This is a genomic window from Terriglobia bacterium (genome assembly GCA_035712365.1).
Lineage (GTDB): Bacteria > Acidobacteriota > Terriglobia > UBA7540 > UBA7540 > SCRD01.
Genome location: DASTAW010000058.1, coordinates 60,945 through 84,270 on the forward strand (window position 1 = coordinate 60,945; position 23,326 = coordinate 84,270).

The 23,326-nt window shown below is 59.3% G+C and carries 14 protein-coding genes; 10 read left to right on the forward strand and 4 right to left on the reverse strand.

The genetic code is table 11. The features are described 5' to 3' along the window. Positions 1–639 precede the first annotated feature (639 nt). Positions 640–2,832, forward strand: a complete 2,193-nt coding sequence (locus tag VFQ24_17605; protein ID HET9180175.1) for an SUMF1/EgtB/PvdO family nonheme iron enzyme — start codon at positions 640–642, stop codon at positions 2,830–2,832. 27 nt (positions 2,833–2,859) lie between these two features. Then, positions 2,860–3,852, forward strand: a complete 993-nt coding sequence (locus VFQ24_17610; GenBank protein HET9180176.1) for a GRP family sugar transporter — start codon at positions 2,860–2,862, stop codon at positions 3,850–3,852. A 294-nt stretch (positions 3,853–4,146) separates the two neighbouring features. Here the strand turns inward: VFQ24_17610 and VFQ24_17615 are convergent, their stop codons facing one another. After that, positions 4,147–5,373, reverse strand: a complete 1,227-nt coding sequence (locus VFQ24_17615) for a D-galactonate dehydratase family protein (protein HET9180177.1) — start codon at positions 5,371–5,373, stop codon at positions 4,147–4,149. A 311-nt stretch (positions 5,374–5,684) separates the two neighbouring features. Continuing rightward, a complete protein-coding gene (locus VFQ24_17620; protein HET9180178.1) occupies positions 5,685–6,422 on the reverse strand; it encodes a hypothetical protein in 738 nt (245 codons plus the stop codon). Between the two features lie 420 nt (positions 6,423–6,842). On the opposite strand from VFQ24_17620, the gene VFQ24_17625 reads away from it, so the two are divergent. From VFQ24_17625 to VFQ24_17635, 3 genes are all read left to right on the forward strand, one after another. Beyond that, positions 6,843–10,343 carry a carboxypeptidase regulatory-like domain-containing protein gene (locus VFQ24_17625; protein ID HET9180179.1) on the forward strand — a complete coding sequence of 1,167 codons (3,501 nt, stop codon included), beginning with the start codon at positions 6,843–6,845 and terminating at the stop codon, positions 10,341–10,343. A 128-nt stretch (positions 10,344–10,471) separates the two neighbouring features. Next, positions 10,472–12,784 carry a VWA domain-containing protein gene (locus tag VFQ24_17630; GenBank protein ID HET9180180.1) on the forward strand — a complete coding sequence of 771 codons (2,313 nt, stop codon included), beginning with the start codon at positions 10,472–10,474 and terminating at the stop codon, positions 12,782–12,784. A 421-nt stretch (positions 12,785–13,205) separates the two neighbouring features. After that, the gene (locus VFQ24_17635) at positions 13,206–13,505 is read left to right on the forward strand and encodes an HU family DNA-binding protein (protein HET9180181.1); all 300 of its coding nucleotides are present in this window, start codon (positions 13,206–13,208) and stop codon (positions 13,503–13,505) included. 181 nt (positions 13,506–13,686) lie between these two features. Here VFQ24_17635 and VFQ24_17640 read toward each other — a convergent pair whose 3' ends face one another. Continuing rightward, entirely contained in the window at positions 13,687–15,555 is a 1,869-nt protein-coding gene (locus VFQ24_17640; GenBank protein ID HET9180182.1) for a glycoside hydrolase family 15 protein, read from the reverse strand. 439 nt (positions 15,556–15,994) lie between these two features. Here VFQ24_17640 and VFQ24_17645 point away from each other — a divergent pair, with 439 nt between their 5' ends. The 3 genes from VFQ24_17645 to VFQ24_17655 all read left to right on the forward strand — a co-directional run bounded on the left by VFQ24_17645 (position 15,995) and on the right by VFQ24_17655 (position 19,916). Continuing rightward, complete coding sequence (locus tag VFQ24_17645; GenBank protein HET9180183.1) at positions 15,995–17,698, forward strand: ribulokinase; 1,704 nt, start codon at positions 15,995–15,997, stop codon at positions 17,696–17,698. 57 nt (positions 17,699–17,755) lie between these two features. Beyond that, positions 17,756–18,418 carry an L-ribulose-5-phosphate 4-epimerase gene (locus VFQ24_17650; protein ID HET9180184.1) on the forward strand — a complete coding sequence of 221 codons (663 nt, stop codon included), beginning with the start codon at positions 17,756–17,758 and terminating at the stop codon, positions 18,416–18,418. A gap of 79 nt (positions 18,419–18,497) precedes the next feature. Further along, positions 18,498–19,916 (forward strand): L-fucose/L-arabinose isomerase family protein, encoded by a 1,419-nt coding sequence (locus VFQ24_17655; protein HET9180185.1) that lies wholly within the window; start codon positions 18,498–18,500, stop codon positions 19,914–19,916. 49 nt (positions 19,917–19,965) lie between these two features. Here VFQ24_17655 and VFQ24_17660 read toward each other — a convergent pair whose 3' ends face one another. Then, positions 19,966–21,048, reverse strand: a complete 1,083-nt coding sequence (locus VFQ24_17660) for a polysaccharide deacetylase family protein (GenBank protein HET9180186.1) — start codon at positions 21,046–21,048, stop codon at positions 19,966–19,968. A 317-nt stretch (positions 21,049–21,365) separates the two neighbouring features. Between VFQ24_17660 and bioD the strand changes: the two genes are divergently transcribed. Further along, the gene (bioD, locus tag VFQ24_17665) at positions 21,366–21,998 is read left to right on the forward strand and encodes a dethiobiotin synthase (protein HET9180187.1); all 633 of its coding nucleotides are present in this window, start codon (positions 21,366–21,368) and stop codon (positions 21,996–21,998) included. Beyond that, positions 21,999–23,306, forward strand: coding sequence for an adenosylmethionine--8-amino-7-oxononanoate transaminase (gene bioA, locus VFQ24_17670; GenBank protein ID HET9180188.1), 1,308 nt, complete (start codon positions 21,999–22,001; stop codon positions 23,304–23,306). Positions 23,307–23,326: the final 20 nt, after the last annotated feature.

A 23,326-nucleotide genomic window follows, 5' to 3' on the forward strand; every position in this document is an offset into this window, starting at 1 on the left:
GATGCCTATTATCAGGGCGCTTAACATGCCTTTTGTCAATAGTTTGAAGACTTGAAAGCCACGGCCGCCAGCAGGACGGCGAGGGACCTACTGAGGATTACAAAATATGGTGACAAGATGGTTTGTAGCGCCGCCGTCCCGGCGCTACGGAAGTCCGTCACTCTATTATGCAATCTTCATTAATTTGATGGTGAAACATCGGGTTGACCTGATTGGGCTGCAAGGCCGGGATGACCCGCTCAGACCTTTTCCGGCCGCAACGATTTCGCCTCGGCGGTGATGCAGGCGAGCTTGCCTGGCATTCCCCATGCTGGAACCGGCGTCTCTAAAGCCCGCAATTCCTCTGGCAAGCTAACACTCGCTGTCTGTCCTGCCACCCTCTAAAGAATTTCCCGCCTTCAGCGCTTTCCCCACTTCAATTCCAAACACAGTTTGACCTTTCCAACTGGGCCTTCGAGCCACAGAGGCCGCAGTGTGCCCGTCCGTGGTGGCCGCGAAGCCGAACTGTCCGCACATTCGTGCAGAAACGAGAATGAAAATAATGCTGGAAGTCGGGAAGGGTCTCAGGTTTAATTAGGCAGGCAAAAGATCACTTTCGGTCGCTACATTTGGAAACAGAAGGAAGGAGAACACCCGCCTATGGTTGGGAAGCGCGTGCTGCTGGTTATTGCTCTCGGTCTGATCATTGCGCCGGTCTTGTCTGCGCAGGACACCAAATACCCGCCCAAACACGAACAGATACCCGGTCCGCCCGGCTACCTCGAGCGCGGCAGCCATTGCTGCTTCAGCGCGGAGCAGCAGGAATATTCCGAAACAGCTTTTCAGGAATGGATTGCGGACATTCGGCACTTCCGCATGGAGCGGCTGATCCGTGCGGGCTATGACGGTTCCGAGTACTCACGCCCGGAACTGAAGTGGACCGAAAGCTCTTTTATCCAGCCGCAGATGATGATGCAGGACCGCTTTTTCTATGATCCCGTCGCGCATCGCTACACGGTGGAGCGTTACCTGGATGACCTGAAGAATCGCTATGGCGGCATCGACGCTGTCCTCATCTGGCATACCTACCCGAACATCGGCATCGATAATCGCAATCAGTACGATTGGCTGCGCGACATGCCCGGCGGTGTTGCAGGCGTCCGGCAGATGATCGGGGAGTTCCACCACCACGGAGTCAAGGTGCTGTTTCCGGTGATGCTGTGGGACCAGGGGACCCGCGATGAAGGCGTGCCTAACTGGACGGCGACGGCGCGGCTGCTTGCTGACGTCGGTGCGGACGGAGTGAACGGCGATACGCTGAGCGAAGTCCCGCTGGCGTTTCGGAAGGCTTCGGATGCCACCGGCCACCCGCTCGCATTTGAGCCGGAGGGCGCTCCTGAGAGCCCCGCCGAGGCCCTGGCCTGGAACAACATGAGCTGGGGGTACTGGGAGTATCCGTTTGAGCCGATGGTAAGCCTGTACAAATGGCTCGAGCCCCGCCACATGGTGAACGTCTGCAACCGCTGGGCGCGGGACAAGACCGACGATCTGCAGGCCGCATTCTTCAATGGCGTCGGCTATGAAAGCTGGGAAAATATCTGGGGCATCTGGAACCAGATTACTCCGCGCGACGCGGAAGCGTTGCGCCGCGTGGCCACCATCGAAAGGGCCTTCCCGGAACTGCTGACCAGCCGCGAGTGGACTCCGCACACGCCAACGCTCCGCTACGGCGTATTTGCCAGCATGTTTCCCGGCGGCAGCGAAACACTGTGGACTTTCGTCAACCGAAACCAGTACGACGTGGAAGGACGCCAGATCCGCGCGCCTTACCAGCCGGGGACGCGCTATTTCGATCTCTGGCACGGAGTCGAGCTCAAGCCGGCGGTCGAGGGCGGCACGGCCACTTTGAGCTTTGACATCGAGGCGGACGGGTTCGGTTCGGTGCTGGCCACGTCCGGCGGAACGGACCCGAAGCTCAATGATCTGCTCGCCACCATGCACCGTCTCTCGGAAAAGCCGCTCAGCTCCTTCTCGCACGAATGGCATTTTCTTCCGCAGCACGTCGTGGAAATTCAACCGACAAAAGCCGCAGCGTCGGCGCCGCCGGGCATGATCAGGGTCCCTGGCGGCGATTTCATGTTTGATGTACACGGAATTGAAATCGAGGGAGGCAACGACATCGGCGTAGACGTTCAGGAGCCGTGGGAAGACTCGCCGCGCCGTTATCATCATCACCGCATGGCTGTCCACGCGTTTTATATCGATCGCTACCCGGTGACGAACGCCGAGTTCAAGAAATTCCTGGAGGCTTCGAGCTATCATCCCCAGGACGATCACAATTTCCTGCGGGACTGGAAAAACAGAACGTATCCCGACGGCTGGGGCGCGAAGCCCGTCACCTGGGTCTCGCTTGAAGACGCCCGCGCCTACGCCGCCTGGGCCGGCAAGCGCCTGCCGCACGAATGGGAATGGCAGTACGCGGCGCAGGGTACGGACGGGCGGCTCTATCCCTGGGGCAACGATCGGGATGCGTCCGCCGTTCCGCCGCTCGACAAGGGGAGGGAACTTCCGCCGCCTTCCGCCGTTGACGCCCACCCGAAAGGCGCAAGCCCATTTGGAGTGATGGACATGGTGGGCAACGTCTGGCAGTGGACTGACGAATTTGAAGATCCGCACACGCGCGCGGCCATCCTGCGCGGCGGGAGCCACTATCACCCGCAGGGCACGCGCTGGTATTTTCCGGAAGCGTTCAAGCTGAATGAGCATGGCAAGTTTCTGTTGATGGCTCCCGGCACAGACCGTTCCGGCACGGTCGGTTTTCGTTGTGTTGTCGATGCGGAATCGAGCCGGTAAACATTTTCGATCTGAAAGGCGCTCGCGATGTTTGTTCCTTCCACTTACGCCGTTGCTCTCTTCATGATGATTCTCAGCATGGTCTGCTGGGGAAGCTGGGCGAACACCCAGAAGCTCACCAAAAACTGGCGCTTTGAGCTTTTCTACTGGGACTACCTTTGGGGGATCCTTCTGATGACCGTGATCATGGGCTTCACGCTCGGCAATACCCGGCCGGCAAGTCCCGACGGGTTTATGGCCAATCTCGGCCGGGCCGACGCCCACCACCTGTTGCTGGCGTTTGCGGGCGGCATCATTTTCAACGTTGCCAACATGCTCCTGGTTGCCGCGATTGCGATTGCCGGGCTGGCCGTGGCTTTCCCCATCGGCATCGGGCTGGCGCTGGTGATCGGGTCCATTCTGAATTACATCATCACGCCGGCCGGAAATCCGCTGCTGTTGTTCGGCGGCATCGCGCTCGTCTGCGTAGCCATCGTGCTGGACGCCATGGCCTACCGGAAAATTTCCAAAGACTTGACGCTGAGCACCAAGGGCATTGTGCTCAGCCTGTTCTGCGGCTTGGGCATGGGCCTGTTCTATCCCTTCGTTGCCAAGGCGCTGACCGGCGAGCGCCACCTGGGCCCTTACACTGTGGCTTACGTTTTTGGGCTCGGAGTACTGGCCTGCACCATCCCGCTGAATTACGTCTTCATGCGCAGGCCCGTTTCCGGCCCGCCAGTCCGCTTTGCGGATTATCTACGGGGAAACAAGCTGTTGCACTTCTGGGGAGTGGTAGGGGGAATGATCTGGGGCGTGGGGACCATTTCGAATTTTGTGGCTTCCTACGTGCAAATGGTCGGCCCCGCAGCTTCTTACGCGCTGGGCCAGGGAGCCACCATGGTGTCAGCCATCTGGGGAATTTTTGTGTGGAAAGAGTTCGCCCGCGCCGACCGCTCCGCCAAACGCCTGCTCGCCCTGATGTTTGCATTCTTCATCGCGGGCCTGGTTTGCGTCGCGCTCGCGCCAGTGATCAAGTTTTAGAAACGGTGTACCGTGTGGCGTGGACACTCGCGTTACAGCATCTGCGATCCCGCGAAGCGGGAACTGCCCGGAACCTGCAGAGATGCTCTCGTCTAAAAATCTCAGAGGCTGAACCTTGCCTCTGCGCCAGCCCCCTAGCCGATTATTTGCTCGACTTTAGTAGGCTAGTATCGCGGTCCCTGCTCTTTATGCCCGAGGGCGGGTGGCGAGGGTGGTCTTCATTGCCCGGACGATGTTTCATGGCGCAGCAGCGATTAGTCGAGTGGCAGGCAAAATCGGATGCTTTACGCATTCTCACCAGTCATGGACGCTGCCATCCTTGCGCCGAGCGAGGGGTAAATACGACCGCCGGTAGGGGTATTTTTTGGCCAGTTCCTCGTTGATGTCGGTTCCCAGGCCGGGGGTATTGTCAACGTCCATGTAACCCCCCTGGAACACCGGCCCGCCCGGCATCACCTCGCGCGCAATGTCGGAGAAAAAGATCATCTCCTGGATGCCGAAGTTTTGGATTGCGAGGTCAAGATGGACGCTCGCCGCATGGGCAGGTGGCGCCACATCGGCAGGCCCGTGCCAGGCGGTTTTCACCTGGTAGAATTCGGCCAGCGAGGCCAGCTTGCGAGCCGCGGTGATTCCCCCGATGTGCGTGACGGCGCAGCGAAGATAGTCGATCAGCCTCTCGGTGATGAGGGGAACAAAGTCGAGCGGCGAATGGATGATCTCTCCGAGGGCGATGGGCGTCGCAGACCGTTGCCGGACCAGCCGCAGGCCGTCTTTGGCTTCCGGCGGCACGAGATCTTCGAGAAAGAAGAGGCGGTAGGGCTCGAGATCGTGCGCCAAACGCGCGGCTTCGACAGGCCCAAGCTTCTGGTGGACGTCGTGCAGCAGTTCAACCTCATCGCCGAGCTTGAGCCGAAGATGCTCGAACAGTTTAGGAACGGTGCGTAGGTACGGGCCAGGCTCGAAAACTTCCGTGGACGGAAGGTCGGCTTGCTGGTCCACGCGGCCGGCAGTCTCTTCAGATGTTTTGTTCCGCGATGTTCCGTAGGTGCCTTCGAGGCCCGGGACCGCCACCTGGGCGCGCACGGCCTTAAAGCCGCGCTCCATGGCGCGCCGGACCGCGGCTTCAGTTTCGTCAAAGTTTTTTCCGCTTGCATGTGTGTACGCCAGCGCGCCGCGCCGCGTGCGTCCGCCGAGTAACTGATAGACGGGCATCCCGGCCAACTTGCCCTTGATGTCCCACAGCGCGAGGTCGATGCCAGCAAGCGCCGTCATCTGCACGGGCCCGGAGCGCCAGTAGGGGGCTCGGTAAAGGCACTGCCAGATATCTTCCACCTGCTCCGGGTCGCGCCCGATGAGCATCGGCGCAATGTGCTTATCGAGCAGGGTGGCCACGGCCAGTTCGCGGCCGTTCAGCGTGGCGTCGCCCACGCCGTAGAGCGCGGGCTCGCTGGTAAGAACTTTTACCAGAACGTAGTTGCGGTCCGGGCAGGTGACGATCACTCGCACCTCGGTGATCCTCAATCGCGTCCGGGGCCGCTGGGCCGTCCCGCTTTGAACTCCATCGCCGGCGCCCGACGTCTGCATCACCAGCAGGTTGTCCGTCGTCTTTGCGCGAGGTTTCACCGCGCGCCGGACAGGTTCAGGATTCCGAGATTTCATGGAAGTGATTGTCGGCTAAAGCCTGGCCCAATACAATACGTTGTTTTTGTGGGACTCGAGCAGCGAGAATTGAATGGGTGCGAGGCCGGAGTGGAGACGCGGGGCAAGCCCCTGAGCAGGCTCTGCACCGCTCGAAACGGTCTGATACTGGCTGGAGCTAGCCGGTGCAAATCTCAAGGGCGGACGACGACAACATGCGGGCTGGAAGGCAGGCTGAAGTTCGTCCCGCGCTCGCGGTTCAGTTCCAGCGTGCTGGGAACGTCCAGTTCGGCAATCGGGACCTTCTTTGTCCACGAACCGCTGTTCCAGTAATCGTTGCTGGTATAGATGTTGCCGCCGACGATGGTATAGCGGGAGATCTCTTCTTTGTGTCCGTCGCGAAACACCAGCACGGCGGGCGGGAGCTGAGCAGGCGGTTCAACGGCTGCGCCTTCCTGCGGCGTGATGACCCGCAGGTTCGCTGCTGTTTCGGACCCCTTTTGGCCGGGCTGCAGGTCGGTCACAGTCTGGCCGGCATCCGTTACCCGCACCCAGTGGTCGCCCTGGCGTTCCAGCATCAGCGATTTTGGAGGAGGCGCTGGCGCAACTGCGGCGGGTTGCTGGGAATTTTCAACCACCACCACGCGTTCCTGCTGGGGCTCAGTTGGAGCAGGCTCGGAATAGTAACCGGAATCGTAATAGGGAGGATAAAGATACGGATAAACGGCGGACCCGCCTCGCCCAAAACGGCCACGGCCTCTGGGCCCCGTGAGGATGGGCCCCTGACGCGGGTGTCCTAAGGGAGCGTGCGGCCGCGGCCGTACAAACTGGCCTCCCCCCATCAGATAACCTCTCTGCGCCCGGGAAGGCAACGGGAAGGCCATCGCGCTGAACATGGCAAGAATGAACGCTAAGGTAAGCTTGTTTCCCATGGCGGCCCCCGCCGAGTCTATTGACTGGCTACACCTCTCTCTATGTTGTTAGGTATAGCCCTGAAAACCGCGAAAGTCAAGCGGGGCAAGACCCGACGAACACCGCAGAATGACGCAACAACAGCGATATTTCTACGGCCCGCTCTGCGCAGGCGTGGAACACGTTCGGGAGCAGTGGCCCGCCACGACCTTTTACAGACAATTTGCAGTCCAGGAGCTTGGTTGGGGACATACTTGGAGATTGAGAATTATGGCGGGCGTCGGATGCCTTGGGGCTGCCGTGTAAACAGAAGGACAAGCCAGTGCCCGGCGATTTCGCCATGCGCAGTGAAACCTTTTTATCGCCAAATCCGTCCGGCATACTAGCACGGCGACGCCAGTTCTTATGGGCCGGCTTTGGAATTTGAGGGATCTGGGAGAATGAGGGCAAAAACGTTCTTGTACGGCGCCGGAATTCTGGCGGTGATGCTGGCGATAACGTTGTGCACAGGTCCGGCGGCGATGGCGCAGACGGCAGCCGGCGGCACAGTCGAGGGGCAGGTGCTAGGCCCCGGGGAAGTGCCGGTGCCGGGCGCGAGGGTTGTGCTGTTCAATCCACAAACGCGCGAGCGCAAGCAGACATGGTCCGACGAGGCGGGAAAGTACGTTTTCAGCAGCGTGGCGCCGGGCGAGTATCGGGTGATTGTGGTGATCCTGGGTTTCCGGCCATCCCTGTTGGGACCTGTGACAGTCACCGCCGGCAAGCCTTTGACCCTGAACGCGACCTTGACACTGGGCGTGCCCGGTGAGCAGGCCGGATTTGGCGGTTTCAGGCGGCAGGGCGCCGGGCAGGGCGGGGCGGGCCGAGGGAATTTTCCCGGGCGCGCAAGCGAGGCGGGATCTGGTGGACGCGCCGGAATCGGGCGCGGGTCAGGTCAGTTTCCGCAGCAGGGTCGCGGGAATGCCGGCGGCTCCTTTCCTGCGCAGGGAACGGCCGGCCCAGAAGACGCCGGTGACCTGAACAGCATTCTGGCAGAAGCGGGTGGGAATGATGCGACCGGCGGTTTGAGTTTCTCGGATGAGGGCGCCGGAACGGGCCAGACGAATCAGGCCGGCGGCATCGGGGGCGATCTTGCGGGCGCGGCGGGCGCCAGCAACTCCTTCCTGCTGGCCGGCAATGTTGTGAACGCCACCGCGCCCACTATGGCTGGCGGACGCCGTGGCCGAGGTTTCAGATTCGGCGGCGGACCGGGAGGTCCCGGAGGCCCTGGCGGCGAGGCAGGGATGCCGTTTGGCGGAGGAGGCGGCGGTGACCGTGTCTTTTTCTTCGGCGGTTTTCGGCGGCCCGGCTCCAATCAGATTCGCGGAAACATCAACGAGTCGTACACTAACTCGGCCTTCGACGCTCGTCCTTACCCCTTGAACACGCCCTCGCAGCCGCAGGTCCCGTACTACAGCGAGCTCTTCGGTTTTTCGCTTGGCGGCCCGCTGAACATCCCCAGGCTTTACAACGGTGGCAATAAAACTAGCTTCTTTTTCAATTTCAACATCATTCGCGGCACCAGCCCGCAGAATATTCTGGCATCGCTTCCGACTGCGGCGGAGCGGCAGGGCGATTTTTCAGCAACAACCATTGCATCCGGACCAGGCGCCGGTACGATGCCTGTCATTTATGAGCCGACCGCAGCGCTCGAACCGCGGACCGCTTTTCCGGGCAATGTGGTTCCGTCGTCGATGCTCAACTCGGCCTCTCTGGGGTTGCTGCAATACCTCCCGATGCCCAACCTGCCGGGGCAGGTGCAGAACTATCACGTGCAACTGTCGCTCCCAACGGCCAGCCAGATCTTCATGGCCAGGGTGGGCCGCGAAATTTCAAGCAAAGATAACCTGGCAGTGGTGTATTTCTACGATTCCTCACACGCTGACGGCCTCACCGGCTTCCCAAACATTCCTTCCACGACCACCACGCGAAGACAGAACGTCAGCGTGACCGAAACTCACAATTTCAGCACCAGGGCCGTTAATGACTTTGCTGTGAACTTCAACCGCGCGCGCACTCTGGTGACGAATCCCTTTTCCTACAACCGGAACATCACGGGGGAATTGGGCATCCAGGGCGTTTCACAGGACCCGAGGGATTGGGGCCTGCCCTCCATCGGCTTTACGAATTTCAGCGAGCTTAGTGACGCGTCTCCCTCGTTGACTCGCAACCAGACGCTGAGTTTCTCCGATTCACTCCTTTACACCGTGGGCAAACACAACTTCGAGTTCGGCGGAGAGGTTTCCAGAATTCAACTGAACTCGCTGACGAACCCGGAAGCGCAAGGAAGTTTCTCCTTCACCGGCTACAGCACCAGCGACTTTACGACGCAGGGAACGCCGGTCACGAATACGGGATATGATCTGGCTGATTTTCTACTGGGACTTCCGCAGACGACCTCGGAGCGCTACGGCATTCCCGCCAACTATCTGCGATCGTCCCGCTACGACGTTTACGGTCAGGATGACTGGCGGGTGTCGGACCATTTCACGCTGGACCTGGGCGCGCGTTGGGAATACGCCGCGCCCTTCACCGAGAAATACGGCCACCTGTCGGACCTGGCCCTGGGACCCAATTTTTCTACGGCGGACGTGGTGACGGGACAGAATCCGGGAAGTCTTCCGGCTTCACTGTTAAGCGGGCATCCGGAAAACGTGGCGCCGCGCGTGGGTATTGCCTATCGCCCGTGGATTTCACACTCGCTGGTGGTGCGCGCAGGCTACGGCATGTTTTACGACGAGTCAATTTACCAGAACCTGGTGAGCAACCTGGTGAATCAAGCCCCGTTTGCAACCACGAGCACGCTGGTGACCAGCCCGTCGCAGCTCCTGACGCTCCAGAACGGATTTCCCACCATCAATCCCGGAACGGTGAGCAACACGTATGCCGTTGACCCTGGGTTCCTTACCCCGTACGCGCAAACCTGGAATGCAACGGTGGAACAAAACCTCGGCCAGTCCTACGTCCTGTCGGCGGCTTATATCGGCACGCGCGGGACGCACCTGAACCTGCTGCTGGTGCCCGGTGTCGGGAGTGCCCTGGCGTCTATTACGCTTCCGTTTGAATACGACACTTCGGGAGCATCATCCCTCTACAACGGGCTGCGCGTGAGCCTGCGGCACTTTTCGCGCCGCGACTTCTCTTTCTTTTTGAATTACACCTATTCGAAGGCAGAGGACAACGCGTCCAGCGTCGGGGGAACTGCCACCACGCGCTTCTTCAGGATTGGCGGCCCTGGAGGGCTGGGAGGCGGTTCGGCCATCTCGGCGGCCGTGAGCCCGCTGGCTCCTGTGCAGAATCCCTCTGATCTGGGCGCGGAGTGGGCCCTTTCGGGATTCAATCCCACTCACAGCCTGCGCGGCTTTGTGCGCTATCAGTTGCCATTTGGCGAGCGCGGCCGGTTCCTGAAGAAGGGCGGTGTTCTGTCTGCTATTCTCAGCCGCTGGTCTCTGAGTGACATTATGACTGTCAGTTCCGGCCTGCCCTATACCGCCTATGTTGGCGGCAACGCCAGCAACAACGTGAATGGGCTTGCACCGTTCGGCGGATTGCGCGCCGACGCCACGGGAGTTCCGGTGACGCTGCCTTCCTCCCAGCGAACTACGCTCAACTACTTTAATACGGGGGCGTTTGCCTTGCCGGTGGCGGGAGCGTTCGGGAACGCCGGCCGGAATACCATTCCCGGGCCGCCAACCATCAATTTCGATGTGGGACTCGACCGGCTGATCACGATTTCGCGCGAGAAGAATATTACTGGGAACTTTCGCCTGGCGACGAGCAACACGTTCAACATCGTCAATTTTTCGGGCCTGTCAACGACGATCAACAGCAACACCTTCGGACGGGTAAATGCTGTGGGTGCGATGAGGACCATGACCCTTTCATTCAGGCTGCGGTTCTAACAGATTGCTGAGAAACGCTGAGCCGTCATGCTGAGCGAAGCGAAGCATCCCAGTATTCGCGTGAAATTAGATGCAGAGATCCTTCGCTGCGCTCAGGATGACATGTGGAATGGCGGTTTGAGGTAGGTATGAATCGAAACACAGTTCACCAACAACGCATTCGCCATGGTTCTGGCCGTGCCCTGATGTTGGCAGCCATTGGCGTGGGTGTGCTCATGGTTGCGATGGTGGTGCAGCTTGCCGTGGCTGCTCAGAACCAGGGACTGCCAGCCGCTCCGCCCTCCGGCCAGATCGGCTACCAGAACCTCTCGCAGGGTTTCACCTTGCAGGTTTCCACGAATGAAGTGCTGGTTGACGTTCGCGTAACGGACCGCAAGGGCGACCCTGTAACCAATCTCAAGCAGAGCGATTTCAAAGTATACGAAGACGGCGTGCTGCAAAAGATCGATTCGTTCGATCTCGAAGACATTCAGAAGCTGGTGCAGGAGACCGGCGAAAACGGCAAGCCGGCGGAGATTAATCTGGCCTCCCTGCCCAAAACGACGCCGCAGGACACTTACCGGCGGCTGGTGCAGAACCACCGACTGGTGGTCCTGTTCTTCGACCTGTCGTCGATGCAGATTCCGGACCTGCTGCGCGCGCTCGAATCGGCGCAGGATTTCCTGAAGACCGATATGACGCCCGCCGATCTGGTTGCTGTCGTCACCTATTCGAGCGACCTGAAGGTGCTCCAGGACTTTACCAACGACCGGGATGTGCTGTCGAAAGCCATTAAGAGCATCCAGATTGGCCAGTCATCCACGCTGGCGTCAAACGGGAGTGTAGGCGAGGCTGGCGGCACAGACTCATTCGGGAACGAAGTGGTGACGCAGGATACCGGCAACGCTTTCACTCCTGACGAAACCGAGTTCAATATTTTCAATACCGACGAGAAACTCTCGGCTCTCGAGTCACTGGCCAACCTGTTGCAGGCTGTGCCGGGGCGCAAGTCGGTCATCCACTTTTCAAGCGGCATCGAGCAGACAGGCGTGGACAACGAAGCGCAGCTCCAGGCAACAATTGACGCGGCAAACCGGGCCAACGTTTCCTTTTACACGCTGGATGCGCGTGGTCTGATGGCCATGCCGCCCGGCGGCGGCGCCTCGGCGCCCAGCCCCGCCGGGACCGCGATTTACACTGCCAGCGGCGTGTCTTCGCAGATCACTTCAATGCACAACAGCCGCGAGACGCTCTCCACGCTGGCAACGGACACCGGCGGAAAGATGTTTACAGACTTGAACAATTTCGCGCCTGCGTTCGAGTATGTGCAGAAGGCGAACAATAGCTACTACCTGATCGGATATACCCCGTCGAACACCAAAGCGGACGGAAAGTTCCGCCGCATCCGGGTGGAAGTGGTGGAGGGTCGCGGCTTGAAGGTTGAAGCCCGCCCAGGCTATTACGCTCCCGTCAGTTTCGGGCGCTCTTCGGGCCAGCAGAAGGAACTTCAGCTTGCCGACGCACTCAATTCCGACGTGCCTTTTCTCGACCTTCCGCTGGCGGTAGAGACTGCGTATTTCCTGCAATCCGACGGGCACTATTATGTGGTGCTGGCGGCCAAAATTCCCGGTTCCTCGATTCCCTTTCATCAGCGCTCGGCAGACCACCGGACGCAGTTCGATTTCGCCTGGCGGGCGACGGATTCCAACGGGAAGGTGGCGGGTGCGCTGCGCGACACGCTGCCGGTGAAACTGGACGCGTCAACCTTCCAGGCCGTGCTCAAAGGCAACATCCTCTATGAAGGCGGACTGGTGCTGCCGCCCGGCACTTACAAGCTCAAGGTGGTGGCGCGCGAAAACCTGACGGGAAAGATGGGCACCTTTGAGAAGCAACTGGCGCTTCCGCCCGTAAACAAGAACGGTCTGGCGCTGAGTTCCGTGATTGTCTCGAACGAGCTTACAAAGAAACTCACCACCCGGCCCGGGCGCGGCCAGTGGGCCACAGGCGCGGAGGACAATCCGCTCGACTCCGGTTCCCAGGCAATCCTGCCGAGCGTCACCAGGGTGTTCTATGCCGACCAGAACCTTTATGTTTACCTGCAGTCGTATGCCGGCAGCCCGGCATCCTCCGGCAAGGCCGACAGGCGCTCTGGAACTTCGAGCCCTCCGTCAATGGCGCTCATCTTCTTCCGGAATGGCGTGCAGATTTCTCAAGCCGGACCTTACGCAGCCAAGTCAGGGAAGTCAGGCGAAGGGACGGCCTCGTACTTCACTGAGGTCCCGCTGGCAAGGTTTCCTCCGGGCAGATACTGGATGCAGGTGAATGTGATGGATATCTCTGCCAATCAGGTGGCATTCGCGCGCATCCCAATGGCCATCCTCCCGGCTCCCGATAAGACAATAATCCACACGGGGAGCAGCCGGAGTGAATCGAGTGCCGCTCACGGAACTGGCGGCAATTAGCAGCAATTCCTGCCCTTGCGGCTTTTACTTGCCGCGAGTGTTGATATGGACCATGCGAGCGGCCCGTCGCGTGCTACAGGCGGCGTAAAAGAGCGATCTTCTCGTGCTCGCAAATGGTTGCCGATGGCTTGCCCACTCTCTTAGCTGGTGAATCAAGAGACCAGTTCGATGGCCTGTTCGGTGTCTTAGAAAATGTTTTTGGCGCAAAACTCAAAAGCTGTGTATAAATGTACGTGCCGCTGTACACGCATGCTGCACGAACGTGCGCAATATCGCTTGACAGAGCAGGCAAACTAATGCATGTACAGCGCAGGCGCGGCTCATCATAAGCCTTGACAGTTCGAGGGTTATTGCTTACAGTTTCGCATTTCAGTCAACGAAAGGGACTCCCAACATCTAAAAATCAGGAGAGGAGCAGTACATGGCAAAAGTAATGTCCAAATCCCAGGTGGTATCCCATCTGGCTGACAAAGTCGGGCTGCAGAAAAAAGCCACGGCCGCAGTGCTTGATGAACTTGCGGCCTTGGCCACCAAGGAGTGCAAGAGCGGTGGGCAGTTTGTGATTCCGGGCCTCGGCAAGGCTGTCAAAGCTCACCGCAAAGAACGCACGGGTCGAAACCCCCAAACCGGCGCACCCATTAAGATTCCTGCCAAGACAGTCGTCAAGTTCCGCTTGGCGAAATCATTCAAGGACGCCGTAGTCCCACCCAAAAAGAAGTAGTTGATAGCTGGATCAGCAGGGTCTTCATGGACTGTCCCAGTTGGCAACGGGAATGGCGTCTTGCCAGCATCTCACAGGCGGGTCTCACCGGTATCGAGTTCGTGACTCCCCAGGAACGGCGTCCCCTTCCTGGGGAGTCTGTGTCTCGCCCCGGGCGGGAAATAATACCGGCGAATCCTCACTAGGATGGGCCTGCGAGTCCTGGCCATTGATTGCCGCTTGAACTCAGGGCCCGGTCCAGGTTAAAAGCAGCGCTGATCAGGGCGACATGAGTAAAAGCCTGTGGGAAGTTTCCCAGACCCTCGCCGCGGGGGCCTGTTTCTTCCGAGTAAAGTCCCAGATGGTTTGCGTAGCTTAACATTTTTTCAAACTTCAAGACAGCCTGGTCCAGCCGGCGCTTATCAACCCGTCCGGCGCGCGTCAACGCCTCAACCAGCCAGAACGTGCACATGTTGAAGGTGCCTTCGGTACCGTGCAGCCCGTCAATTCCAGCCTCAGGATTGTAACGATATGCAAGACTGTCTGATACCAGCCCGCCCTTGTCCGGAGGACGGTTGATAGCGTCGATGGTTTTCAACATGCGAGGGTCAGTAGGCGACATGAAGAAGACCAGTGGCATGATCAGGTTGGAGGCGTCAAGGCAGTCGCAGCCGTAATATTGCACGAAGGACTGACGGCTTCCGCTCCAGCCCATTTCCAGAATTTCCACGTAGATGGCGTCGCGGTTTTTCAGCCAGCGTTCCCGGTCCGCCGGGAATGAACGTTTATCCGCAAGGCGCAGACCTCGGTCGAGCGCAACCCAGCACATAACTTTGGAGTACACAAAGTGCTGGCGGCCACCTCTTACTTCCCAAATGCCGTTGTCGGCCTGGCGCCAGTTGTTGCAGACCCAGTTGAGCAGTCCGCGAAGCTCCATCCAGAGTTCGTAAGAGATCGGACTGCCATATTTGTTGTATAGATAGACGGAATCCATCAACTCGCCATAGATGTCCAACTGTAAATGTTTTGCGGCACCGTTCCCAACACGGACGGGCCGGGACCCCTTGTAGCCCTCGAGGTGGTCTAGGGTGGACTCCTCCAGTTCGTGCCGTCCGTCGATGCCGTACATAATCTGGAGAGACCCATCCTTTTCCCGCTCGTGGCATCGGGCGTCCAGCCAATGCATGAATTTTGCCGCTTCCTCCGTGAAGCCAAGCCGCATCAGGGCATAGAGAGTGAACGCTGCATCACGAATCCACGTGTAGCGATAATCCCAGTTGCGCTCACCGCCAATGTGTTCGGGCAGGCTGCAGGTGGGCGCCGCAACGATCGCCCCAGTGGGGTGGTAAGTGAGCAGCTTGAGGACCAGTGCCGAGCGATACACCATTTCACGCCAGCGGCCCCGGTATCTGCAGCCCGAGAGCCAACCCCGCCAGTAGTCCACCGTTTCCTGGAACAATTCCGCTTCGCGAGATTCTGAAACAGCCGAGCCGCAGCCGGCGCCTGGCGGCACCATCTGCAACAGGAAAATGGCGCTTTGGTCTTCTCCCAGCGTGAATTCCGCGCTCACGCCGCCCCTGCCGTCGCTCTTGAGCGGAACTTCTGTGGCGAGACCGAGATGCAAGTCTTTCGACTGAAAGCAGACTCCCTCCGAAGTGGTTTGCATCTTGTGCGTGTCGCGCGCGTAATTGAAAGCCGGCTGACACACCATGCGGAACGGCATTGATCCGCGGACCACCCGCGCTCGCCGCACCAGTTGGTGTCTGCCTTCCACTCGGCCCTTGCCGCCGACCGGCATATAGTCAGTGATTTCGCCCACTCCCGCCGTTGAAAGAAAGCGGGTGACCAGCACGTTTGATTCGGGCCAATAAAGTTGTTTGAAAGTTACTTCTTCCACAGTTGGAGTTATCTGGAATCGGCCCCCCTTTTCATCGTCCAGCATCGCCCCAAAGACACTGGGCGAGTCGAAATTTGGGAAGCACAGCCAATCGATGGAGCCGTTCATGCCAACCAGGGCAACAGTGTGCAGATCGCCGATGATTCCATAATTCTCAATTGGTTGGTAGCCCATGCAGAGTTGTCTCCTGATTGACATTATGCGAAATCAGAACGCAGACGACAATCTTATATCACCCACATAGAAATCTTTGCGCCTTTGCGCCCCTGCGTGCCAGTACTTTTGTCCTGTCAGATTGCGCCGACAATCGCCAGGCGATTTGCTTGTGTCAAAGAAAAGCCTGCTCACGCAAAGGCGCCGAGGCGCCAAGTTAAGGCCGCCATTTAAGGTTTCGGTGCGCGCCCGATGCGGTTTCAAGTACTGCGAGTTTTTTCTCTTGCTACTGCGTGTACCCATCGGTTTGCGGGTTTGCCCTTTCCCTAGTAACATTGTCTGGCTCAAAAAATGTGACCTGTAGAGAAGGTCTTCTTTCGCGGAGGCCGGGTCCTCTTATCCCCGGTTGTGATTGCGTCGAGACAGGTCGCGAGGTCAGATCGAGGTGGCAGCCTGAGCAATGAGACGGCAAACCTCTACTTCCAAACGCAGAGATAAGTTTGCGCTGGGGATCGACTACGGGACCGAGTCGGGCCGGGTGGCGGTGGTCCGAGTTGGGAATGGGGAACTGGTGTCGAGCGTTATTGTGCCTTATCCGGACGGGGTGATCGACGCAAGGGTTCCCGGAGGTCCAAAACTCGAACACGACTGGGCGTTGCAGAACCCGCGCGATTATCTTTTGGTGGCGGAAAAGGGGGTCCGGAAAGCGCTGAAAGCAGCAGGCGTTAAGCCCGAGCAGGTGGTCGGCCTTGGCACTGATTTTACGGCATCAAGCCCGCTTCCGGTGAAGGGCGATGGGACGCCGCTCTGCTCCCTGCCGAAATTCCGCAAACATCCCCATGCATGGGTCAAGCTGTGGAAGCACCACGCGGCGCAGCCAGAAGCCGACCGCATTAATGAAATCGGGAGGGAGCGGAATGAAGATTTCGTTCGTATTTACGGCGGGAAGTACTCCTCGGAGTGGTTCTTCTCAAAGTTGCTGCAAATCGCGAACGAGGCGCCTGGGATCTATGAGTCCACGGAGCGCTTTATCGAGTCAGCCGATTGGATCGTGTGGCAACTGACTGGAGAAGAGAAGCGAGGCGCCTGTACCGCGGGATACAAGGCCATGTGGGTGAAGGGGAAGGGATTTCCCTCGCCGGAATTTTACCGGGCCTTGCATCCTTCGCTCAAAAACGTGATCGGGACAAAGGTGACCGAGGACTATTACCCACTGGGTGCGCGGGCCGGCGGGCTGACGGCCGAATGGGCGCGCAAGACAGGTCTCCGCGAAGGCACGCCGGTTTCGGTCGGCAACGTAGACGCGCATGTTTCCGTGCCAGCCTGCGCGGTGACGGAGCCCGGCTCGCTGGTGATGATTATGGGTACCTCGATCTGCCATATCCTGCTGGGAAGAGAGAGGCAGGCGGTGGAAGGGATGTGCGGGGTGGTTGAGGACGGTGTGGTGCCGGGCCTGTGGGGCTATGAGGCCGGACAGTCAGCGGTGGGAGACATCTTTGCCTGGTTCTTTGAGAACGGCGTACACGAGTCGGTGTCTCGGGAGGCGCGCCGGAGCAGGGTGCCCGTCACGGCAGTCCTGGAAAAGCGGGCGGCGGCCCTCGCGCCCGGAGAATCAGGATTGCTGGCCCTCGACTGGTGGAATGGCAACCGCTCGGTGTTGGTGGATGCCGGATTGACGGGCGTGCTGCTGGGGTTGCGTCTGGCAACGAGGCCTGAGGAGATCTATCGCGCTCTGATTGAAGCGACGGCATTTGGGACGCGCCAGATTATCGAAGCCTTCGAGTCCAGAGGTGTAGAGGTTCGAAACCTTGTGGCCTGTGGCGGGCTGCCAGAAAAGAACAGGCTGCTGATGCAGATCTTTGCGGACGTCACCGGTCGCGAGATCAGAATTGCTCGGTATTTGCTCACCTGCCCGGCATTGGGTTCGGCAATGCATGGGGCGGTTGCGGCGGGAAGGGAAGCCGGGGGCTACGATACAATTTTTGAGGCTGCGCAAAACATGGCGCAACTCCAGAAAGATTCCTGTCGGCCTCGGAAGCAGGCGCACGATGTTTACAACCGGCTATTCAAGGAGTACCAGACGCTTCACGATTATTTTGGCCGCGGCACAAATGACGTGATGAAGAGGCTCAAGACGCTGCAGGCGGAGCAGGTCTCAAGATAGGCCGCGGTGATTCAGCCCAGTCGCCAGCGGCAGCGAAGTACACGGGAGGTTTGAAGGATGAAGGCTTCGGAACAACTCCGCCGGGAGGTCTGGGAAGCCAATCTCGGAATCTATCGGGCGGGGCTGGTGACGGTGCACGCCGGCAACGCAAGCGGAGTTGACCGTAAGCGCGGCCTGGTGGTCATCAAACCGAGCGGCATGGATTACGGCAAGCTGCAACCGAAGGACATGGTCGTAACCGATCTTGACGGGCGAAAAGTCAGCGGCCGGTGGAACCCCTCGGTTGATCTGCCGCACCACCTCTACCTTTACAAACATCGGCCTGAGATCGGCGGCATCATCCACACGCATTCGAATTACGCCACAAGCTTTGCGCTGCTGGGGCTGCCGATTCCCGTTTACCTGACGGCCTTTGCCGACGAATTCGGCGCTGAAGTTCCTTGTGTGCCATACATCGACAACCAGGGCGACAACCTCGGAAAGGGAATCCTGAAGCACATGGGCAAAGCTCCGGCAGTCCTGCTGGCGCAGCACGGCGTCTTCGCCTTCGGACCCACGCCCCGCGCGGCACTGAAGTCCGCCGTGATGCTTGAAGACGTGGCGAAGACCTGCCATCTTGCGCTGTTGCTTGGAAAACCGAAGGCGCTGCCGGAAAAGGAAGTTCGCAAGTGGTACGATCGTTATCACACGACTTACGGGCAGCCGGGTAAGAAGACCTAGAAACGGGAGGATTTTGGCTTCAGCGGATCCGATTTTTTTGCAGTGCTCTGCGCTGTGAGTCGTTGAGGAGGATCACCAGATGAGCGCAACAACTCTGGGAGTGATTATTGGCAACCGCGGATTCTTTCCCGATGTTCTGGCCCGCGACGGACGGGAAGAAATCCTGCGACGCCTGAAAGCCGCGGGCTACGGGGCCATCTGCCTGACGCCGGAGGAAACGAAGCACGGGGCGGTGGAAACCTTGCAGGAGGCGCGAAGATGCGCGGACCTGTTCAGGCAGCATGCCGACGAGATTGACGGTATTCTCGTATCTCTGCCTAATTTTGGAGACGAACGCGGCGTCGCCAATGCCCTGCGCCTGAGCGGCCTGGACGTTCCGGTGCTGATCCAGGCGTTTCCGGACGAGCCCAACAAGATGCTGATGGGCGGCCGGCGCGACAGTTTCTGCGGCAAGATGTCGGTGTGCAACAACCTGTGGCAGTACGGAATCCGCTACACTTTGACCACGCTTCACACTGAGGCGCCCGCCTCGCAGCCCTTCAAGGATGACCTCGATTCTTTCGCCGCCACTTGCCGGATTGTAAGGGGGCTGAAGAACCTGCGCGTGGGTGTCATTGGCGCTCGCCCGGCGGCGTTCAATACTGTCCGCTTCAGCGAGAAGCTTCTGGAACATGCCGGAATCTCGGTGGAACCGCTGGATCTATCGGAGGTGTTCGGCCGCATCCAGCGCCTCGCGGATGGCGAGGCGAGGGTGAAGGAGAAACTCGGGAGTATTGGAACTTATGTCGCGACGGGCGGGATACCGCAGGCATCACTCATGAAGATGGCCAAGTTCGGTGTGGTGGTCGATGAATGGATGGCGGCGAATGGCTTGGCCGGAACTTCTATCCAGTGCTGGACGGCCATGGAAGAGTTCTTCGGCGTCGTTCCCTGTACGCTGATGAGCATGATGTCCAACAACCTGCTTCCGAGCGCCTGCGAAACGGACATGACGGGCATGGTTGGCATGTATGTGCTTCAGTTAGCATCCGGCACACCCAGCGCGATTGTGGACTGGAACAATAACTACGGCGACGACCCGGACAAGTGTGTCATCTTCCATTGCTCGAACCTGCCGAAGCATTTCTTTGAGAATTTCAAGATGGACTTTCAGGAGATCATTGCCGGCTCGGTGGGGAAAGATAACACTTTCGGGACGGTCGTTGGCCAACTGAAGACCGGTCCGATCACCTTCTGTCGCGTATCGACGGATGATCTGAAAGGCGGAATCCGCGCTTATATTGGGGAAGGCGAGACGACGGACGACCGGCCAGCCAGCTTTGGGGGATATGGCGTGCTGAAAGTGCCCAGGTTGCAAAATCTGTTGCAATATATCTGCAGGAACGGCTACGAGCACCACGTGGCCGTCAACCGCAGCCATTATGCAAGAGCAGTTGCTGAAGCTTTGGGTAATTACAAACGATGGGATGTTTACACCCACAGCGCTGATGGGAGTTAATGGCGCGGGGCGGCGCCGGACACGAAAGATTCTTCGCCGCTTGAAGCCTCTATTTTTTCACAAACTCGAGGGTCTTTTTCTGCGCGGGAACCTCCACCAACGCCGTCTTTGCTCCCGCGCTCGCGGTAACGGAGCAGTTCATTTCCTGACCGTCCGCGCGCGCCGTGCACGAGTTCCACGACGATGGAAGCTTCCACTTGAGCGTGAGCGGCACGTCGTAAACTCTGGCATCCAGCGGCCAGGAGAGCGAAAACCTGGCGCTTTGTTCCGAAGATTCCCCGGCTTCGACCTTGAGCGCTTTAGTCTCCTGAATGTACCGGACGACATCGCCAAACGTGGCGGTCCAGATCTCGCTGTGCTGCGCCAGAAAGCCGGCCAACTCGTCCAGGGCCTGGTTCGTAATTGAAAGCCACTGGCCGCCGACGCCATGAAAAACGTATACGCCCCAGTTGTGGCCCTGGCGAACGGGTTCCAGTTGGGCCAGCAGGCTGGGGAAATCTTTTCCAATCGTCCAGCCGAGGACCGGCACCGTGAGCGGATTGATGTCTTCAGCCACGACAGGCGCCCAGGCGTTGTAGCCGCGCGCGGCAAAATAAAATTGCGCCACGTAATCCATGTAGCGCGCCTGGTTGCGGGCCAGGTCAGCCTGGCCACCAAAAGTCATGTCACCGCAGGGATAGGCAAACGTGAGGCCGCGGCGGACGCCCAGCCGTGAGATGATGGACTCGGAGCTATCGCGAATTTCCCTCAGCATCATTTCCGGCGTGTATGTTTGTGAATGGATCTCAATCGACTTCAACATGCAGGGATGGTTCACGGTGTGGCTGGCGATTTCATTACCTTCCGCCGCCAGGCGTGCCCAGTCGTCCGGTCGCTTGCGCCATGAGTTCAGGTTGCCGGTGATCACAAAAAAGGTGCCTTTCAGGCCGTGTTTCTTCAGGATCGGTCCTGCGTTGTCGAGCTGTGTCTGCATGCCATCATCAAAGGTCAGGCTGATGGCGGAGCTGCGATCTCCTGGCCAAATCGTCGGAGCCGGCGCCGCCGTTTCTAGTCCAGCGCTGCCGATCGACGGCAATGCCGCTGCGGCTGCCGCGGCTCCCAGAAATCGACGCCGGCTGATTGAAGTGTTCATGCGTTTCGGCTCCTCATGCGAGTAACTTAGAGATGGATTCCAACCGGCTGCTGCTCGGGCCGGGGCGCGCGCATTCACCTCTCCCAGCAGCCTTGCGCGACGGCAGGCGGCACACGATGCGGTCAAACCGTTCCTCTTTATACGCCTAAACTTGCTGCAAATCAAAGACACTGGAAGGAAACGACATTCCGTCACAGCCGTTCTACGCCTGGGCGGCCGTCATTGCAAAGCAGGCTTAAAGACGGTGAACGTAAGCACGGCCCTGTGGCACAAATCCGGTGCCGTGGTTCCACGATCGCGCTATAGTAGCAAACATCATGGGCGCGGACCTCTTTGTTACCGGAACGGACACCGGCGTTGGCAAGACTCTGGTTTCGGCACTACTATGCGCGGCGCTCGACGGTGTTTACTGGAAGCCGATCCAGACGGGCGCATCTGAGGACAGCGACAGACGCACCGTGATGGAGCTGGCTGGACTCGATGCGGAGCGCACGGTCCCGGAGTGCTACATCTTTGATCCGCCGGTCTCTCCGCATCTGGCCGCCGAGTGGGCTGGCGCAAGGATTGATCTGGGCGCGATTCACCGCCCGGAAGAAAAACTCTCCGGTCCGCTGATTGTTGAAGGCGCCGGCGGTGTGATGGTGCCGGTGAACGGTCGAGAGTTTATGCTGGACCTGATGCGCCGGCTCGGATTGCCCGTCGTAGTGGTGGCGCGCAGCGGGCTGGGGACCATTAACCACTCGCTGCTGACGCTCGGCGCGCTTGGGCGATCGGGACTTGCGGTGAAGGGCGTCGTCGTCGTCGGCACACCGAGCCGCGACAACGAGCGCGCCATTGAGCGCTACGGCTGTGCCCCTATCCTCGGCCGCGTGCCGCTGCTCGAAGTCATCAACCGGGCGGCGCTGCTGGAAGTTTTCAATCGAGAATTCGACAGGGATAAGTTCGACTGAATGTCTCAGAAGCCCTTTTCCATCTGGCACCCCTTCACCCAGGACGCCCTTGATCCTGGGCCTGTCTTCATTGAGCGCGCCGAAGGTGTTTATCTCTACACGAGGGACGGCCGCCGTCTGGTGGATGCGATCTCGTCCTGGTGGGTGACCCTTCACGGACATGCGCATCCGCTGATTGCCGAGGCCATCGCGGAGCAGGCGCGAAAGCTCGAGCAGGTGATTTTCGCAGGCTTCACCCACGGGCCCGCCGAAGAACTGGCAGCACACCTGCGGATGGTGCTGCCGCCGCCGCTCGAACACATCTTCTTTTCGGACGATGGATCAACCGCCGTGGAAGTTGCACTGAAGATGGCGATGCAGTACTGGTGGAACCAGGGCAACCGCAACAAGCGCAAGTTTGTGGCCCTCCAGCACGCCTATCACGGCGACACGGCGGGCGCGATGTCCGTGGGAGAGGATTCGTCATTTGTTGCGGCATTTGAGGGCCTGCGATTTCCCGTTTATCGCGTACCATCGGCATACTGCTACCGGTGCCCTGTGGGCAAGACACGAGCCTCGTGTGATATCGACTGCATCCAGCCGCTCGAACAGTTGCTGGAAGAGAAAAATGAGGAGATTGCGGCGGTGATTGTTGAGCCGCTGTTGCAGGCCGCCGGCGGGATGATTGTCCATCCAGCAGAATTTCTGGAGCGTATTCGCCGGCTCACCACCCGGCACAATGTGCTGCTGATCGCCGATGAGGTGCTTACGGGTTTCGGGCGCACAGGCCGCATGTTCGCCTGCGAGCACGCCAACGTTGTGCCGGACATCATGTGCCTCTCAAAGGGTATCACGGGTGGCTTTCTTCCGCTTGGGGCGACGGTGTGCTCCACTCCCGTTCGGGAGGTGTTCCGCTCCCCTGACCGCATGCGGACTTTCTTCCACGGTCACTCCTATACCGGAAGCCCGTTGGCATGCGCCGCGGCAATCGCCAGCCTCAGGATCTTTGAATCAGAACCCGTTTTTGAGCGCATCGCCGCCATTGAAAGTGTCCACGCAGAGCGCCTGCCAGCGTTCAAGTCGCATCGCGTGGTCGGGGATGCGCGGGCCATTGGCACTGTCGCGGCCATCGAAATCGAGGCGGAGGACGCGGGATACCTCTCAAAGTTGCGGCCGTTTCTCTATGACTTTTTTCTGGAAAGGGGCGTCCTGCTCCGTCCGCTGGGGAATGTCGTTTACATCCTGCCGCCTTACGCCATCACGCGGGATGAATTGCACTTTGTTTACGACGTGATCGCGGAGGCACTGGACGGAGTATCCGGTTTGTGAGGCGGGCGGGCAAGGACCGG

Coding starts and splice junctions, on each gene's coding strand:
- VFQ24_17605 (HET9180175.1), top strand. CDS start 640: ATGGTTGGGAAGCGCGTGCTGCTGGTTATTGCTCTCGGTCTGATCATT.
- VFQ24_17610 (HET9180176.1), top strand. CDS start 2,860: ATGTTTGTTCCTTCCACTTACGCCGTTGCTCTCTTCATGATGATTCTC.
- VFQ24_17620 (HET9180178.1), bottom strand. CDS start 6,422: ATGGGAAACAAGCTTACCTTAGCGTTCATTCTTGCCATGTTCAGCGCG.
- VFQ24_17625 (HET9180179.1), top strand. CDS start 6,843: ATGAGGGCAAAAACGTTCTTGTACGGCGCCGGAATTCTGGCGGTGATG.
- VFQ24_17630 (HET9180180.1), top strand. CDS start 10,472: ATGAATCGAAACACAGTTCACCAACAACGCATTCGCCATGGTTCTGGC.
- VFQ24_17635 (HET9180181.1), top strand. CDS start 13,206: ATGGCAAAAGTAATGTCCAAATCCCAGGTGGTATCCCATCTGGCTGAC.
- VFQ24_17640 (HET9180182.1), bottom strand. CDS start 15,555: ATGGGCTACCAACCAATTGAGAATTATGGAATCATCGGCGATCTGCAC.
- VFQ24_17645 (HET9180183.1), top strand. CDS start 15,995: ATGAGACGGCAAACCTCTACTTCCAAACGCAGAGATAAGTTTGCGCTG.
- VFQ24_17650 (HET9180184.1), top strand. CDS start 17,756: ATGAAGGCTTCGGAACAACTCCGCCGGGAGGTCTGGGAAGCCAATCTC.
- VFQ24_17655 (HET9180185.1), top strand. CDS start 18,498: ATGAGCGCAACAACTCTGGGAGTGATTATTGGCAACCGCGGATTCTTT.
- VFQ24_17660 (HET9180186.1), bottom strand. CDS start 21,048: ATGAACACTTCAATCAGCCGGCGTCGATTTCTGGGAGCCGCGGCAGCC.
- bioD (HET9180187.1), top strand. CDS start 21,366: ATGGGCGCGGACCTCTTTGTTACCGGAACGGACACCGGCGTTGGCAAG.
- bioA (HET9180188.1), top strand. CDS start 21,999: ATGTCTCAGAAGCCCTTTTCCATCTGGCACCCCTTCACCCAGGACGCC.